The organism is Massilia phyllosphaerae (genome assembly GCF_034659755.1).
Classification (GTDB): domain Bacteria; phylum Pseudomonadota; class Gammaproteobacteria; order Burkholderiales; family Burkholderiaceae_D; genus Telluria; species Telluria phyllosphaerae.
On record NZ_JAXSQX010000012.1, the window covers coordinates 44,452 to 59,948 of the forward strand.

The window sequence follows — 15,497 nt, forward strand, 5'->3', positions numbered from 1 at the left end:
ATGACCGCGCGCGAACCCTTGCCGGTGCTGGCGGCCTGTGGACTGGCCTTCGAGGCGGCGCTGGCCGCCGGTCCCGGCGTGGTGGCCGTGTGCGGGCCTGGGCCGTGGCGGCTGGCGGAACGGCTCGATGCGCTGCTCGACGGGCGGCGCGATACGCGGTCCGCACTACGGCATGCCGAGCGGCTGAACGAAAGCTTGCTCGCACGCGCGGCTGTTCAGACGGCCGCCCAGCTTGCCGCGCACGCAGCTGGCGAGACCGAAGATCGGCCGGCGTGCGACGGACCCGCCTGGGCCGGCATCCTCAGCTTCGGCTGCGCCGGTGCCCTCGATCCCGGGCTGGCACCCGGTACCTGCATACTCGCCACCGGTGTACAGACGGCAGACGGTTTCCTGTGCGCCGACGCCGCCTGGCTGCGCGGCCTGGCACGGCGCCTGCCGCAAGCCGTGCACGGCGAACTGGCCGGGATCGACGCGCCTTTGACGAGCGCGCGCGACAAGGCCGGCCTGTGGCGCGCCAGCGGCGCCTGCGCCGTCGACATGGAATCGCACGCCGCTGCTCGCATCGCCCGGCGCCACGGCTTGCCGTTTGCCGCCTGCAGGGTGGTGCTCGATCCGGCCTGGCGCAGCGTGCCGCCGTGCGCGCTGGCGGGCATGCGGCCGGACGGCGGCAGCGCACCGTGGCTGCTGTTGCGCGCCCTGGCCGCGGCGCCGGCTGAATTGGGCCCGCTGTGCGTGCTGGCCTGCGACGCCTGGCGTGCACGGCGTGCGCTCGCGCGGGTGCGCGCGCGGTTCGGCAAGCGGCTTGCGGCGCCCTGAGTACGCCGTGCATTGCTGGATGCCTGCTGCCTTCGCACGTCGCCCCTGCGCAGGCAGGGGCCCAAGTTCGAGGCGCCGCCTGTGTGCATGCAACTTGGACCCCTGCCTGCGCAGGGGCGACGGTCTTCGAGCAAACTTATTTGTTCGGCACCGGAGTCGGCGGCGCTTGCGTTCCCCCTTTGCTCTCGCCCTCGTAATCCGGCAGGGCCTGCTCCTTGCCTTCGTCGATCTGCGACTGGCGCCGCCCCAGATAGCCATCGCGCACGAACAGGTAGCGGTCCAGCGCCGCCTGCTCCAGCAGGTTGGTCGTATTCAGGTAGCGCGCCCGGGTGCTCACGAAGTCCGCGCCCCACATCGCATTGCGCCAGGCCGGGTCCATGTAGGTGACCGGGGCGGCGTACTGGTCGACGCCGAAGCCGACGCCGTCGCGGAAGCTGCTCGGTCCGAACAGCGGCAGCACCAGATAGGGGCCGCTGGGCACGCCGTAGTGGCCGAGCGTCAGCCCGAAGTCCTGGTCGCGCTTGACCAGGCCGGCCGGGGTGGCGACGTCCAGCACGCCGAGCAGGCCGAAGCTGGTGTTGACGGCGATGCGCATCATGTCGTTCATGCCGTCGCGCAAGCGCAGCTGCAGGAAGTCGTTGGCCATCACGACCACGTCGCCCAGGTTCGAAAAGACGTTCTCGACGCCGATGCGCAGCGGCCGCGGCACCACGCGGATATAGCCGCGCGCGACCGGCTGCGCGATGTTGCGGTCGAGGACGTCGTTGAAGCGGAAGGTGGCGCGGTTGAGCGGCTCGAGCGGATCGGCCGGATTGCGCTGCGGTCCGCTGGCGCAGCCGCACAGTTGCGCCAGCAGGATGGCGGCCGCGGTGGTTCGCACGGTGCTTCTTGGTAGCATTCGCATGGCGGTTCCCGATTCAGGAGGAGGAAGGGGGCGGGCGCGGCCTGCCCAGCAGGACCGGCTGGAAGAACACGGCGCCGATCAGCGTGCAGACCAGCGACAGCACCAGCAGCTTGCCCATGCTGGCGGTGCCCGGGTGGTTGGACAGCCATAGGCTGCCGAAGGCGGTGCCGGTGGTGGCCGCGCTGAGGACGGTCGCCTGGGTCAGCGGATGCGCCAGCTGCGCCTGGCGGCCGCTGCGCCAGGCCATGATGTAATAGATCTTGAAGGCGACGCCGACCCCGAGCAGCAACGGCAGCGCGATGATGTTGGCGAAGTTGAGCCGGATGCCAAGCAGCACGCAGGCTTCCAGCGTGGCCAGGCTGGACACCAGCAGCGGCACCATCGTCAGCAGCACGTCGCCGACGCGGCGGAAGGCGACCCACAGCAGCAGCGCGATCGTCGCCACCGCCAGCAGCGCCGCCTCCACGAAGGCATCGATCACCAGGTCGGCGGCATGGCGCACCGAGATCGGGCCGCCGCTGGCGTCCGGCGCGACCGCCTGCACCGCGGCCACGAAGGCGCCCAGTGGCGTCTCGCGGCCGGGGACGCGTTTCGGGCTGATGTCGACCAGGACGCGGCCGTCCGGCGCGATCCAGTTGCGGCGCAGGTCCGCGGGCAGGCTGTCGACCGTCACCGGCTGCGCCTGCAGCGCCAGCGCCAGCGTGGCCAGCGCCAGCCGCAGTGGCGCCGCCAGCGCGTGTTCGGCACGCGTACGGGTGGCGGCATCCGCACGTGCCAGCGCGGCCAGGTCCTGGGCCAGGCGCCGGGCCGAGGCAGCCCCGGCGCCGGGATGATCGAGCGCGGCATTGCGCAGCGCCTGCGCCGCCGCCCGCAGCGCCGCCACGCGCTGCAGGTCGGTCGCCGGCGCCAGCGGCGACTGCGCCAGCACCGGCAGCAGGCTGCGCGCCGCCGCGCCGATCGCCGCCAGCTTGGCCGGTTGGTCGTCGGGCACCAGGCTGGCGGCGGTGAGCGCGTGCGCCACCTCGGGCAGGCGCTCCAGGCGCGCCGCCACCGCCTGCGCTTGCGCCAGCGACGGCCTCAGCACCTGCACGTTGTCCAGGCCGATGTCCATGCTGCGCGACAGCTTGGCCAGCGTCACCATCGATTCGCTGTGCGGGTTCTTCAGGTGCAGCGGATCGAAGTCGAACTCGAGGCGCCACAGCAGCGGCAGGCCGGCCGCCACGATGCCCAGCGTCGCCACCAGCACCGGTGTGCGGTGCGCCTGCAGTGCGCGGTCGAGCGGGGCCAGGCGCGGATAGCCGGGCGCGCCGCGGCTGCGCGCCGGGTCCAGCACGCGGATGAGTGCCGGCAGCACGGTCAGGCAGGCCGGCAGCGCCACGAACAGGATGCCGACGCCGGCAATCTGCCCCAGTTCGGCCACGCCGCGGTAGGCGGTCGGCAGAAAGGCGAGGAAGCCGAAGGCGGTGGCGGTGGCCGCCAGGCTCAAGGGCAGCGCGATCGAGCGGCCGGCCGCCAGCAGCGCCTGGCGCGCGCTGGCGCGGTGACGCCGGTATTCGCGGAAGCGCATGCCGAACTGGATGCCGAAGTCGACGCCGAGGCCGACGAACAGGATCGCGAAGGCCACCGAAATCAGGTTCAGCGCACCCACCATCATCAGCCCGAGCGCTGCCGTCAGCGCCAGCCCGCCGAGCATGGTGATGCACACCGCCAGCACCAGCGCGCCCGAGCGCAGCGCGCGCCACAGCAGCACCAGCACCACGACCACCGGAATCGCGCCGGTCAGCGGCGAACCTTCCTGCAGCGAGGCGAATTCGTCGTCCGACAGCGGAATCGGGCCGGTCAGCGCGACGGTCGCGCCATATTGCTCGCGTAGCCGCAGGTCGGCGGCGGCGGTGCGGATCGCGTCGCTCGACGGCGCGCCCGGCAGCAATTCGCTGAAGTCGAGCACCGGCCGCACGTCGACCAGGGCCGGCTCCGCCGGCAAGTCCGGATCGGCCACCGCCTGCCACGAAAGCGCGGCCGGGCGCCCGGCCAGCACGGCCTCGACGGTGCCGGCGCTTTTATCGAGCAGCGGCGCCATGCCGGCCAGCGTGATCCGGCCGGTCTGGAGCGGCGTCAAGAGAGTCACCGACAGCAGGTTGGCCAGGCCGCGCAGCGAGGGATCGCGCGCCAGCGCATTCAGCAGGGCGCGCGCATCCTGCAGGCGGCCGGTCAGATCGCGCACTTCCCCCGTGGACAGGTAGAGCAAGCCATGGCGGCGGAAGAAATCGTCGCCGCTGCCGAGGCTGACCGCGCGGAATAGGCGTGGCTGCTGCCGCAGCCTTGCCGCCAGCAAGCGGGCCGCCTCGGCGGCCAGTTCCGGCGCCGGCGCGCTTATCACCGCCAGCGTGGTGTCGCTGCGGTTCGGGAAGGCGGCGGTGACGGCGGCATCGCGCCGCGCCCAGGCGGCGTTCGCATCCATCAACTGCGTGACGTCGGTAGTGATGGCGAAATCGCGCACCACATAATAAACAGACAGCACGACCAGCAGCGCGAATACGCCGAGCACCGCCCAGGCGTGGCGGGAGGAGGCATGGATGATCCTGGCGATCAGGGCAGTCAGCATGCGATGTTAGACAGGTGCGGAACGCCTGCGACTGCACGCGGTCTCATGATGCATATCGGAGAACTTGCATGAAGTCGACGATCCTCCTGACCCTGGCGCTGCTCGCCGTGCCCGGTATTCACGCCGAGCAGGCGGCCGCGCCTGCCCAAGTGGTGAAGACGATCATCGACGGGGTAATGGATGCCGTCCATGCCGAGCCAGCCGCCGCTGCCGGCGATCCCGACCGCACCTACGAGATCGTCCGCCAGCGTTTCCTGCCGGCGACCGACTTCATGCTGACCACGCAGTACGCGGTCGGCCCGGCCTGGAACCAGGCCACGCCGGCCCAGCGCGATGCCCTGTTCAAGGAATTCCAGACCCTGCTGGCACGCACCTATGCGCTGCAGCTGACCCAGCTCCAGGGCCAGGACACGCACTTTGCCTACGGCCCGCCGCCGCGCCTGGCCGCCGGGGCGAGCGACGCCGTGGTCAAGACCACGGTGCGCACCGGCGGGGACACGATGGCGATCGACTACCGCCTGCGCCGTAGCGGCGCCAGCTGGAAGATCTACGATATCAACATGATGGGGGCCTGGATGATCCAGGTGTACCGCCAGCAGTTTGCGGCGCAGCTGGCCAAGGGTGGGGTAGATGGCCTGGTCAAGTACCTGGCGGCGCATAATGCGCAGCCGTGACCCGGCCGCGGTCCTCGGCCCTACCAGGGCGAATTGCCGCCCGGTTCGACGAAGGAGCCGGACACGGCATCCGTACCCAGCAGCGCATAGGCGACCGGCAGCGCCGCGCCTTCCGCTGGGGTCATGAATCCCATGTGGCCGGTCAGGTCGGTCCGTACGTAGCCGGGACTCACCGAATTGACCACGATTGCCGTCCCGCGCAATTCTTCGGCAAGTTGTACGGTCAGCATGTTCAGTGCCGCCTTGGAGGCGTTGTAGCCGATCAGGCGTGCCGAATAGTACGGCGAAGCCGGATCGCCGTTCACGGCCAGCGAACCTAGCGCGCTGGACAGGTTGACGATGCGTGCGGCCGGCGCCAGACGCAGCAACGGCAGCATCGCCTGCGTCACAGCCAGGGTGCCAATGAAGTTCGTGTCCATGATCCGCCGTGCCGCTTCGACGGACCCGGTGCTCGGCGGTCCGTCACCTCCATCGACGATGCCGGCATTGTTGACCAGGATATCAAGTTGCCCATGCTGCGTCCGGATCGCCTCGGCGGCCGTGGCGATGCTGGCGTGGTCGGTGAGGTCGATCCGGACCGCGTGGGCGACCAGTCCGTCAGCAGCGAGCATGTCGACCGCGGCGCGGGTGCGGCCCGGATCACGGGCGCCGATGATGACGATGATGCCGGCCTGCGCGAGCTGGCGCGCGATTTCCAGGCCGATGCCCTTGTTCGCGCCGGTGACGAGTGCAATGCGTGTGCTGTGCGCCATGAACGAATCCTTTCATTGTTGGGTTGGTGGATTTAGTATATGAAGGATCCTTCAGTTTGAACATTCGCATATGACCATCCAGCCTCCTGCCCACCTCAACGCCCGTAAACGCCCGCGCCAGAGCCGTTCGATGGCCACACTGGACGCTATTTTCGAGGCGACCATTCAGGTTTTGCTGAGCGAAGGACCGCAGCGGCTGACCACGACCCGGGTGGCGGAGCGGGGCGGCGTCTCGGTCGGCACGATGTACCAGTATTTTCCGCACAAGCAAGCGCTGATCTACGCCCTCAACGAGCGCTACCTGCAGATCTTGGCCGAACGGGTGGAAGCGGCGTGCCGGGCCGAACATGACGCCCCGATCGGGCGCATGGTCGAGGCGCTGGTCACGACCTACTGGACCGCCAAGACCGAACGCCCCGAGGTCACGCGCGTGCTCTACCAGACCGTCGTCGAGATGGATAACCGGGCGTTGATCGAAGCCTTCGGCGCCCGGGCCGACGCCGCGGCCGCAGCAATGTTGGCCAGCGCCTCCGATGCGGCGTTCGTCGACCTGCGCATCGTCACGCTTACGCTGCTGACGTCGGTATTCGGTACGGTGCGCAATGCATTCGAACGCGATCTACCTGCGGTGGATGCCGAGGCTGTGCTGGAGCAACTCAAGCTGATGTGCCGCGCCTACCTGGAAAGCGCCGGAACGGCGGCCCGAGACCGGGCCGTCAACTGACAGGGCCGTCGGCCCGCAGCCGGCGCGCCTCGACCCACTGCCACGACAGCAGCGCCGGCACGCCCAGCGCCAGTTCGCGCATGCGCTTGACCAGCGCCAGCGACAGCGCGACCTCACCGCCGACCCCGGCCAGGCGGCTGAACAGCAGCACCGCGGCTTCCTGCACGCCAAGGCCGGCCGGCACTAAAAAGCTGGCGTGGCGCGTGGCCTGGGTCAGCGCTTCGATCGCCAGCGCCGCCGGCACGCTGACCGGATGGCCGAGCAGGGCCAGCGCGTACCAGGTCTCGAAGATGCCGAGCAGGTAGGACAGCAGCATCAGCCCGCCCGCGCGCGCCAGCCGGCCGTGTTCCCCGAACAGCCGCTTGATACAAGCGTCGAGGCGGATGCCGTCCAGATGAAGGACCAGCCGGTTCTGAGGTCCGAGCAGGCGCAGCGCCCAGCGCTCCAGCCACGCGAACGGAGCGCCGTAGCGCACCAGCCACCAGGCCAGCAGCGGTAGTGGCAGTGACAGCAGCAGGGCGGCGCCGACGATCCAGACCTGGCCCAGGCCAGCGGCCAGGTGCGCCATCAGCACCACGCCCAGGCCGCAGAACAGGTAGATCACGATGATCGTCAGCAGCACTTCGACGATGACGCTGGCCGCAAGCGCGGTCGTGTCCGGGATGCGCAGGCGCGCCAGGCGAACCCCCACCACTTCGCCGCCGACCCCGGCCACCGGCAGCAGGCGGTTAACCGCTTCGCGCACAGTGCCGACCCACAGTAGGAACAGGGGACCGGCAGCGCGCCGCGGATCGAAGGGATGGAGCAGCAGGCGCCAGGCACGGGTGTCCAGCATCAGCGTCAGCAGGCGCGCCGGCAGCACCAGCAGCAGCGGCCAGCCGGCGTGAAAGAAGGCGGCCAGGATCGCTGGCCAACCCTGGGCCACGATCAGCGCGGTCAGCAGCGCCAGCCCGCCGATCGTGCCCAGCCAGGCCAGGCGCTTCATTGGCTGCGTGGTGTGCGTGACGCGAGCGGCGCAGCCGGTAACGCACGCGCCGCCAAATCGCAGAAGCCGCCGAAGCGGAAGCCCTGCACGCGCAGGCAGTCGCAGGCCCATGCCACCCGTGGCGACACCAGCGCCGCGAATTCGTCAGCGTGGCGGTAGCCGCGCATCGTCGGCGAGATCACCGCGCCGGATTCCAGCGCCGGGTGGACGTACAGCTCGCCGATGCCGCTGCGCGGCAATCCGTGCAGCGCCCGCAGCAGAGCGGCGCTGTCGAAGCGGCCCGACCGTCGCATGCCGACCAGGTAGTCGTTGTGGGCGATGCCGGCGGCTGCCAGCCGGGCGCGCTGCAGCGCCAGCCATGGGCGCAGCCACAGCGGCAAGCCGGCCTCGCGCGGCAGGCGTACCGCGCGCAGGCCGAAGCCGCGCCCGATGTCGACGATCATCCCCAGCACGGTCGGGTGCAGGTGAAAGTGCTTGTGGGCGTTGACGTGGTCGAGCGCGAGGCGGGTGGCGGCGAAGGCGGCGAACTGGGCGCGGATCTCGTCGGCCAGCTGGCGCCGCACGCGCGGCAGGCAGAAGAAGCGCATGCCCTCGCGCGCCATGGCCGACCCGGTCTGGGCGCCGAAGCGTCCGTTGTCATCGACCAGGTCCGGGATCGCAGCGGGCGGCAGCAGCGGCCGCCCGTCGGCCAGCACCAGGTGCAGGCCTACGCGCAGGCGCGGGCAGGCGCGCGCCCGCGCCACCGCGTCGGCTGCGGCGGGGGCGCCGACCATCAGGCTGGCAGCCGCCAGTACGCCGTCGCGGTGCGCCAGTTCGACCGCGCGGTTGACGCTCGGGTGCAGGCCGAAATCGTCGGCGGTGATGATCAGGCCCGGTCCGCGCATCGAGACGGCTCCGCCACGTCAGGAGTGCGAGGCGCCGTGGGCACGCAGGAAGCGGAAGAACTCGACGCCTTCGCGCAGGCGCCGCTGCGTCATGTCCCAGCTATGCAGCATCTCGCTGACGATTTCCCAGATTTTACTGGGGCGGAAGTAGAAGCTGCGGTAGAAGGTTTCCACGCCATGGTAGATTTCCTCGCGCGACAGGTGCGGGTAGCTGAGCGCCGCCAGCTGCACGCCGCTGTCGTTGACCAGGTGGATGGTCTTGCCGTCCGCGATCCAGCCGTTTTCCACGGCCTGCGCATGCAGGCGGGTGCCGGGGTAGGGGGCGGCCAGCGATACCTGGATCGTGTGCGGATTGATTTCCTTGGCGAATTCGATCGATTTGGCGATGGTCTCATGGGTTTCGCCCGGCAGGCCGAGGATGAAGGTGCCGTGCACCGTGATGCCGAGCGCATGGCAATCGTCGGCGAAGCGGCGCGCGATGTCGGTGCGCAAGCCCTTCTTGATGTTCACCAGGATCTGGTTGTCGCCGGACTCGTAGCCGACCAGCAGCAGGCGCAGGCCGTTTTCCTTCATGATCTTCAGTGTCGAGTAGGGCACGTTGGCCTTGGCGTTGCACGACCAGGTGACGCCGAGTGCGCCGAGGCCGCGCGCGATTTCTTCGGCGCGGGGGCGCAGGTCGGTGAAGGTGTCGTCGTCGAACATGATTTCCTTCACTTCCGGCATGTTTTCCTTGATCCAGCGTACTTCTGCCAGGACGTTGGCGGCCGAGCGCGTGCGGTAGCGGTGCCCGCCTACGGTCTGCGGCCACAGGCAGAAGGTGCAGCGCGAGCGGCAGCCGCGGCCGGTGTACAGCGAGACATACGGATAATTCAGGTAACCGATGAAGTAATTGCGGATGTCCAGGTCGCGCTTGTAGACCGGCGCGACGAAGGGCAGCGCGTCCATGTCCTCGATGATAGTGCGCGGCGGGTTGTGACGGATACAGCCGCCGCGGTCGCGGAAGCTGATGCCGGCGATGTCCGCCAGCGCCAGGCCCCGGGCGACGTCGAGGCAGGTGTAATCGAATTCCTCGCGCGCGACGAAATCGATGGCGCGGCTGGCCTGCAGCGCACTGTCGGGATCCACCGCGACGCGGGCGCCGACCATGCCGGCAAGTAGCGCCGGATCGCGCTGCTTGAGCAGTTCCACGAAGCGCACGTCGCCGGGAAAGGAAGGCGTGCTGGTGTGGATGATGACCAGGTCGTAACAGGCGGCGATGTCGAGCGCCTGTTCGATCGTCATCCCCTCGGCCGGGGCGTCGAGCAGGCGGCTGCCGGGTACCAGGGCGGCGGGCTGGGCCAGCCAGGTCGGGTACCAGAACGAGCGGATCTCGCGCTTGGCCTGGTAGCGCGAGCCGGCGCCGCCGTCGAAGCCGTCGAAGGAGGGCGCTTGCAGGAACAGGGTCTTCAGCATCTTGCTTGTCATGGTGTGGGCCTCATGATGGCTTGCCCGGCGCGTGCAGCGGCAGCACGTGGCGGCGCCAGCGGGTGGTACGGCCGGCAAAGGCGCTCAGCCACTCCAGCAGGAGCAGGCAGTCGCGCAGCGGTGCATAGACGGCATGTCCGGGCGCCGGGATGCCGGGCGCCGGCCGCCGCCAGTACAGCGCCAGGCGCGCAGCGCTGCCGGCCAGCGCCAGCGCCCCGTTCCAGGCGTTCGGCGCCAGCCACAGGCCGAGCGCGAGCACGGGCAAGGTAAAGGTGATGAAGGAAAAGGTGTAGCCGACCGGATGCAACGAACGGATGGTCTGCATCCAGCGCCGCTCGCGCGCCCACAGGGCCGGCAGCGTGTCTTCGGTCACGTCGGTGCAGACCCAGACCTCGGACAGCACCGTGCGCAGGCCCAGGCGCCGGCTCAGGGCGCCCAGCCAGTAGTCGTCGGCCAGGCGGTCCTGCAGCGCCGCGAAGCCGCCGATTGCCTGCAGCGTGTCGGCGCGCAGCGCGATGGTGGCTCCGAAGCCGAACGCGGTCCCGCCGCCACTGCTGGCAACCCGCACCGAGGGCGCGAACCAGGCGTCGATGAAGAGGGCGCCGATGCGGGTCCAGAAACCGCCCTGCGCGCGTCCGTGGTACAGGCAGGTGACGATGCCGACGCCGGGGTCGTGCAGCGGCGCCGTCACGCGCTCCAGGTAATCGGGGCCGACTGCGATGTCGCTGTCGGCCAGCACCAGCCACGGGTGCCGCGCCACGCCCATCATGTTGGCCAGGTTGCCGACCTTGCGGTTGCAGCCGCGCGGGCGCGTTGCGTCGCCGGGGCCGATCATTAGCTGCATGTCGATCCACGGAAAGCGCCGCATCAGGCGGTGGACGGTGGCGACGGCCGGATCGCCGGGGTCGTGCACGCCGAACACCAGCTGGTACTGCGGGTGGGTCTGGAAACACAGCGTGGCGAGATTGTGTTCGAGGCGCGGCTCCGGGCCGCACAGCGGCTTGAGCACGGTCACCGCGACCGGCGCCAGCTGCCGGCCGTGGAGCGGCGGCGTGAATGAGCGTCCGCGGCACAGCAGGGCGGCCAGCGCGTACAGCGTGGCCAGCAGCGTCAACAGCGTGCCGGCGGCGGCGAGCGGGTCGATGGGTATGGCGGGCATCGGTGCACTCCACTGAGGCTCAGCGGCCCGGCTCCCCGGCCGGCCCGGCGGCTGCCTTGCGCCCGCGGATCTCGTCCAGCTTGATCGCGACATGGCGCGCATGCACGTACTCGGCGGGGCGCTGGCCGGCCAGCGGGATGTCCGGCGCCATCGGCCCCCGCGTGCGTACCCCTTGCAGGGCGACCCGCGCAGCCGCCAAGGGCCGCGCCATGGTGTCGAGCACGGCGCTGGCTTCGTAGCCGCTGTGGACCATGCAATTGGCGCATTTTTCGTAGCGCCCGGTGCCGTAGGCATCCCAGTCGGTGTCCTCCATCAGTTCGCGGAAGGTGGCGGCATAGCCTTCGCCGAGCAGGTAGCAGGGGCGCTGCCAGCCGAACACCGTGCGCGCCGGGTTGCCCCAGGGCGTGCAGCGGTAGGTCTGGTTGCCGGCCAAGAAGTCGAGGAACAGGCTGGACTGGCTGAAGGCCCAGCGTCGGCCGCCCTCGCCGCGCGCGAAGATGTCGCGGAACAGCTTGCGGGTGGCTTCGCGCGCCAGGAAATGCTGCTGCTCGGGTGCGCGCTCGTAGGCGTAGCCGGGCGACACCGTGATGCCGTCGACGCCCATGCCGCGCAGCGTGTCGAAGAAGGCGGCGACCCGCTCCGGCACCGCATCGTTGAACAGCGTGCAATTGATATTGACCCTGAACCCGGCCTCCTTGGCGCGGCGGATCGCCGCCGCCGCACGCCGGTACACGCCCGGCTGGCATACCGAGCGGTCGTGCATGGTTTCGTCGCCGTCCAGGTGCACCGACCACACGAAGAAGCGGCTGGGGCGGTACTGGTCGAGCTTCTTCTCCATCAGCAGCGCGTTGGTGCACAGGTAGACGAATTTGCGGCGCGCGACGATGCCCGCGACGATGGCCGGCATGTCCCGGTGCAGCAGCGGCTCGCCGCCGGCGATCGACACCACCGGCGCGCCGCACTCGTCGACCGCGCCCAGGCAAGCGTCGAGCGACAGGCGCTGGTCGAGGATCTCGTCCGGATAATCGATCTTGCCGCAGCCGGCGCAGGCCAGGTTGCAGCGGAACAGCGGCTCCAGCATCAGTGCCAGCGGGTAGCGTTTTTCGCCGGCCAGGTGCTTGCGCAGCACGTAGGCGCCGACCATCGCTTTCTGCAGGAAAGGGATCGCCATGGCAGTTCTCCCGTAAGTGTCCACCCTCAGGCGGCGCGTCCGGCCAGTTCGGGCGGCAACTTGAATTCGACGTGTTCCTCGAGTCCGTCCATGGCCGACACCTCGACCGGCCCCAGCGCACGCAGCGCAGCGATCACGTGCTCGACCATGGCTTCGGGCGCCGACGCGCCGGCCGTGATCCCGACCGTGGCTGCGCCGGCGACCCAGGCCGGATCGAGTTCGCTGCCGTCGGCCAGCAGGTGACTCCGAATGCCGCTCTCGCTGCCAATCTCGCGCAACCGGTTCGAGTTCGAGCTGTTGGCGGCGCCGACGACCAGCAGCACGTCGACCTGGCGGCACAGCTCGCGCACCGCGCGCTGGCGGTTCTGGGTGGCGTAGCAGATGTCGCGCACGTCGGGGCCGACCAGGTCCGGAAAGCGCCGCTGCAGCGCGGCGATGACCGCCCGGGTATCGTCGACGCTGAGCGTGGTCTGCGTGATATAGGCGACCGGAGTGGCGGCGGGCAGGTCGAGCGCGTCGACGTCGGCCTCGTCCTGTACCAGCAGCACGCGGCCGTCGATCTGCCCCATCGTGCCTTCGACCTCGGGATGGCCGGCATGGCCGATCAGGATCACGACGCGGCCGGCGGCAGCATACAGGCGCCCCTGGATGTGCACCTTGGCCACCAGTGGACAGGTTGCGTTCAGCACGCGCAGGTCGCGCGCCCGCGCATCGGCCTCGACCGCGCGCGCCACGCCGTGCGCACTGAAGATCGTGACGGCCTGCGGCGGCACTTCGGCGAGCGCCTCGACGAACACGGCGCCCCGGGCACGCAGGCCGCCGACCACGGCCTTGTTATGAACAATTTCGTGTCGCACATAGACCGGCGCACCATAGCGCTCGAGCGCACGGTCGACGATCTCGATGGCACGGACGACGCCGGCGCAAAAGCCGCGCGGCTGGGCGAGGATGACGTGCATGGCGGCCTTCGGGTTGACGAAACCTGTTTGATTACGCACACGCGCAGAGGTTCGCGACAGTGCACGTATCCGGCCGCGCGTCTAGAATGCGCGCAAGTGACAACGTTGCCCACGCGGGGTGGAGGCCGGCCATGAGGGAAGACCTGATGCTGATCACGGGTGGGGCCGGTTTCATCGGTTCCGCGGTGGCGCGTGCGGCGCTGCATGCCGGCTATCCTGTGCGCCTGCTGGTGCGCGCGACCAGTCCGCGCCGCAATCTGGCTGGGCTCGATGCCGAGATTGCCGAGGGCGACATGCGCGACCGCGCCGCCGTCGGCCGCGCCCTGGCCGGCGTGCGCTGGCTGCTGCACGTGGCCGCCGACTACCGGCTGTGGGCGCGCGACCCGGACCAGATCGCCCGCAACAACATCGAGGGTACGGAAACGGTGATGGGGGCGGCGCTGGCGGCGGAGGTCGAGCGCGTGGTGTATACCAGCAGCGTGGCGACCCTGCGCGTCGGCCCGTCGACCGAATCATCCGACGAAGAGGCCCCGCTGGCCGTGCACGAGGCGATCGGCGCCTACAAGCGCAGCAAGGTCGAGGCCGAACGCCTGGTCGAGCGCATGGTCGCGTTCCAGGGGCTGCCGGCGGTGATCGTCAACCCGTCGACACCGGTCGGGGCGCGCGATGTCAGGCCGACCCCGACCGGGCGCGTCATTGTCGAGGCGGCGCGCGGGCGGATGCCGGCCTACGTCGAGACCGGGCTGAACCTGGTCGACGTCGATGACGTGGCGCAGGGACACTTGCTGGCGCTGGAACGCGGGCAGGTCGGCGAGCGCTACATCCTGGGCGGCGACAACCTGATGCTGCGCGCGCTGCTGGACGAGATCGCCGAACTCAGCGGACGCCGCGCGCCGCGGGTGCGGCTGCCGGTGGCGCCGCTGGTGCCGCTGGCGCACGCGGCCGAGGCGCTGGCCAGGGGGCGCGGCAAGGAGCCTTTCCTGACCGTGGATGGGCTGGCGATGGCGCGCAACCGGATGTTCTTTTCCTCGGACAAGGCGCGGCGTGCACTGGGATACCGGCCGGGGCCGCACAGGACAGGGGTGGCATCCGCCCTGGAGTGGTTTGGACGCGCGGGTTACCTGCATTAAGCAGCCTGGCGTTTGCAGACCGGATGCTCCGATGTATGGAGCTTGCTTTCGATTAGGATAGGCGCTTCCGGCCCAGGCCGCATGACGATAAAGCGATGACGATGTTGGACGAATCACTTACCTTATGGCTGGAGGAGCGCGCCGAAGCCCTCGACGCCGATGCCGGATTGGCTGGCGCCCTGGTGCCGCGTCTCGCCCTGGCCGGGCGCTTCAAGATTGGCGTGCCGGCAAGCGAAGGCGGCACCGGCGCCCCGTCGAGCGCCGCGATCGGCGCCGTCGCCGACCTGGCCCGCTACTCGATGAGCGCGGCCTTCGTGTTCTGGGCCCAGCGCGCGCTCATCGAATGCGTGCTTGCCAGCCCGAACCGCGCACTGGCGCAGCGGCTGTTGCCTTCCTTGCTGGCCGGTGAGCTGGCCGGCGCGCCCGGGCTTTCGAACGCCATGAAATTCATGGGTGGCCTCGACCAGCTGCAGACCCGTTTCACGCCTGACGCCCATGGCTTCACCTTGCATGGCCGAGTGTCCTGGGCAACCAACCTGCAGCGCCAGGGCTTCGTCCTTGCGCTGGCCGCCGGTAACCGGGAAGGGACCGACACGTCCGTGTTTGCGGTGCCGTCCGAAGCGGACGGACTGACGCGCGAGCCCGACCTCGACCTGACAGGACTGCGCGGCACCAGCACCGCGGCGCTGCGCCTGGCCGGCGTCCGGCTCGGCGAGGACTGGCAGCTGCATCCTCAGGCGAAGGTATTTCTACCAAGCGTAAGGCCGATGTTCGTGGGGATGCAGTGCGGGCTGGGCCTCGGGCTGGCGCGCGCCAGCCTGCACGCGGCGCGCGCGGCGCTCGACGACGGCCGCTCGGTGCTCCTTGGCGAACTCGAGGCAATCGAGGCGCAGGTCCAGGACTTGTGGGAAGCACTGTCGACCGGAGTCGACAGCGGGCGGTTGCGTGAACGGCCGCCCGAGCTGCTCGGCTTGCGCATGCGCATGGTGCAGATCGCGACCGATGCCGTCCAACTCGAGCTGCAGGCGCTCGGCGGGCGGGCCTACCTGCGCGGCGAGAATGGCGGCTTTACCCGGCGCTGGCGCGAGGCCGCGTTTCTTCCGGTCGTGACGCCGACGCTGGCGCAGTTGAAAACCGAACTTGCGCGCGCTCAGGCCGCCAGCGCAGCGCGCTGATCGGCCGTTGGTGGCGCGTCTTGCATCGTGCGACATGCGTAAGCTGCTCTTGAGGCGCTTGCGTGCACTGGTTGAATCGACGGCCGCTTGCAGAG

14 protein-coding genes are annotated in these 15,497 nt (G+C 69.9%); 5 read left to right on the forward strand and 9 right to left on the reverse strand.

Annotated elements, in window-relative coordinates:
- Positions 1-816 carry a phosphorylase family protein gene (locus U1H99_RS29070; RefSeq protein WP_323144978.1) on the forward strand — a complete coding sequence of 272 codons (816 nt, stop codon included), beginning with the start codon at positions 1-3 and terminating at the stop codon, positions 814-816.
- Between the two features lie 136 nt (positions 817-952).
- On the opposite strand, the gene U1H99_RS29075 is transcribed toward U1H99_RS29070, so the two are convergent.
- A complete protein-coding gene (locus tag U1H99_RS29075; RefSeq protein ID WP_323144979.1) occupies positions 953-1,696 on the reverse strand; it encodes an MlaA family lipoprotein in 744 nt (247 codons plus the stop codon).
- 37 nt (positions 1,697-1,733) lie between these two features.
- Entirely contained in the window at positions 1,734-4,325 is a 2,592-nt protein-coding gene (gene hpnN / locus U1H99_RS29080) for a hopanoid transporter HpnN (RefSeq protein ID WP_323144980.1), read from the reverse strand.
- A gap of 68 nt (positions 4,326-4,393) precedes the next feature.
- On the opposite strand from hpnN, the gene U1H99_RS29085 reads away from it, so the two are divergent.
- On the forward strand, positions 4,394-4,999 hold the full coding sequence (locus tag U1H99_RS29085) for an MlaC/ttg2D family ABC transporter substrate-binding protein (protein WP_323144981.1): 606 nt from the start codon (positions 4,394-4,396) through the stop codon (positions 4,997-4,999).
- A 20-nt stretch (positions 5,000-5,019) separates the two neighbouring features.
- On the opposite strand, the gene U1H99_RS29090 is transcribed toward U1H99_RS29085, so the two are convergent.
- A complete protein-coding gene (locus tag U1H99_RS29090) occupies positions 5,020-5,751 on the reverse strand; it encodes an SDR family oxidoreductase (RefSeq protein ID WP_323144982.1) in 732 nt (243 codons plus the stop codon).
- Between the two features lie 70 nt (positions 5,752-5,821).
- Between U1H99_RS29090 and U1H99_RS29095 the strand changes: the two genes are divergently transcribed.
- On the forward strand, positions 5,822-6,475 hold the full coding sequence (locus U1H99_RS29095; RefSeq protein WP_323144983.1) for a TetR/AcrR family transcriptional regulator: 654 nt from the start codon (positions 5,822-5,824) through the stop codon (positions 6,473-6,475).
- On the opposite strand, the gene U1H99_RS29100 is transcribed toward U1H99_RS29095, so the two are convergent.
- Genes U1H99_RS29100 through ispH form a run of 6 tightly spaced genes read right to left on the reverse strand, consistent with a single transcriptional unit; the run spans position 6,468 to position 13,097 of the window.
- The gene (locus tag U1H99_RS29100) at positions 6,468-7,460 is read right to left on the reverse strand and encodes a lysylphosphatidylglycerol synthase domain-containing protein (RefSeq protein ID WP_323144984.1); all 993 of its coding nucleotides are present in this window, start codon (positions 7,458-7,460) and stop codon (positions 6,468-6,470) included. The genes U1H99_RS29095 and U1H99_RS29100 overlap by 8 nt on opposite strands.
- A complete protein-coding gene (hpnK, locus tag U1H99_RS29105; protein ID WP_323144985.1) occupies positions 7,457-8,344 on the reverse strand; it encodes a hopanoid biosynthesis-associated protein HpnK in 888 nt (295 codons plus the stop codon). The genes U1H99_RS29100 and hpnK overlap by 4 nt, the downstream gene beginning before the upstream one ends.
- 18 nt (positions 8,345-8,362) lie before the next feature.
- Complete coding sequence (gene hpnJ / locus U1H99_RS29110; protein WP_323145055.1) at positions 8,363-9,796, reverse strand: hopanoid biosynthesis associated radical SAM protein HpnJ; 1,434 nt, start codon at positions 9,794-9,796, stop codon at positions 8,363-8,365.
- Positions 9,797-9,818: 22 nt separating this feature from the next.
- Positions 9,819-10,967, reverse strand: a complete 1,149-nt coding sequence (gene hpnI / locus U1H99_RS29115; RefSeq protein WP_323144986.1) for a bacteriohopanetetrol glucosamine biosynthesis glycosyltransferase HpnI — start codon at positions 10,965-10,967, stop codon at positions 9,819-9,821.
- A gap of 19 nt (positions 10,968-10,986) precedes the next feature.
- Entirely contained in the window at positions 10,987-12,138 is a 1,152-nt protein-coding gene (gene hpnH / locus U1H99_RS29120) for an adenosyl-hopene transferase HpnH (protein ID WP_323144987.1), read from the reverse strand.
- 26 nt (positions 12,139-12,164) lie between these two features.
- Entirely contained in the window at positions 12,165-13,097 is a 933-nt protein-coding gene (gene ispH / locus U1H99_RS29125) for a 4-hydroxy-3-methylbut-2-enyl diphosphate reductase (RefSeq protein WP_323144988.1), read from the reverse strand.
- 131 nt (positions 13,098-13,228) lie between these two features.
- On the opposite strand from ispH, the gene hpnA reads away from it, so the two are divergent.
- Both hpnA and U1H99_RS29135 read left to right on the forward strand, forming a co-directional pair.
- Positions 13,229-14,227, forward strand: coding sequence for a hopanoid-associated sugar epimerase (hpnA, locus tag U1H99_RS29130; RefSeq protein WP_323144989.1), 999 nt, complete (start codon positions 13,229-13,231; stop codon positions 14,225-14,227).
- 95 nt (positions 14,228-14,322) lie between these two features.
- Complete coding sequence (locus U1H99_RS29135; protein ID WP_323144990.1) at positions 14,323-15,402, forward strand: acyl-CoA dehydrogenase family protein; 1,080 nt, start codon at positions 14,323-14,325, stop codon at positions 15,400-15,402.
- The last annotated feature ends 95 nt before the right edge of the window (positions 15,403-15,497 follow it).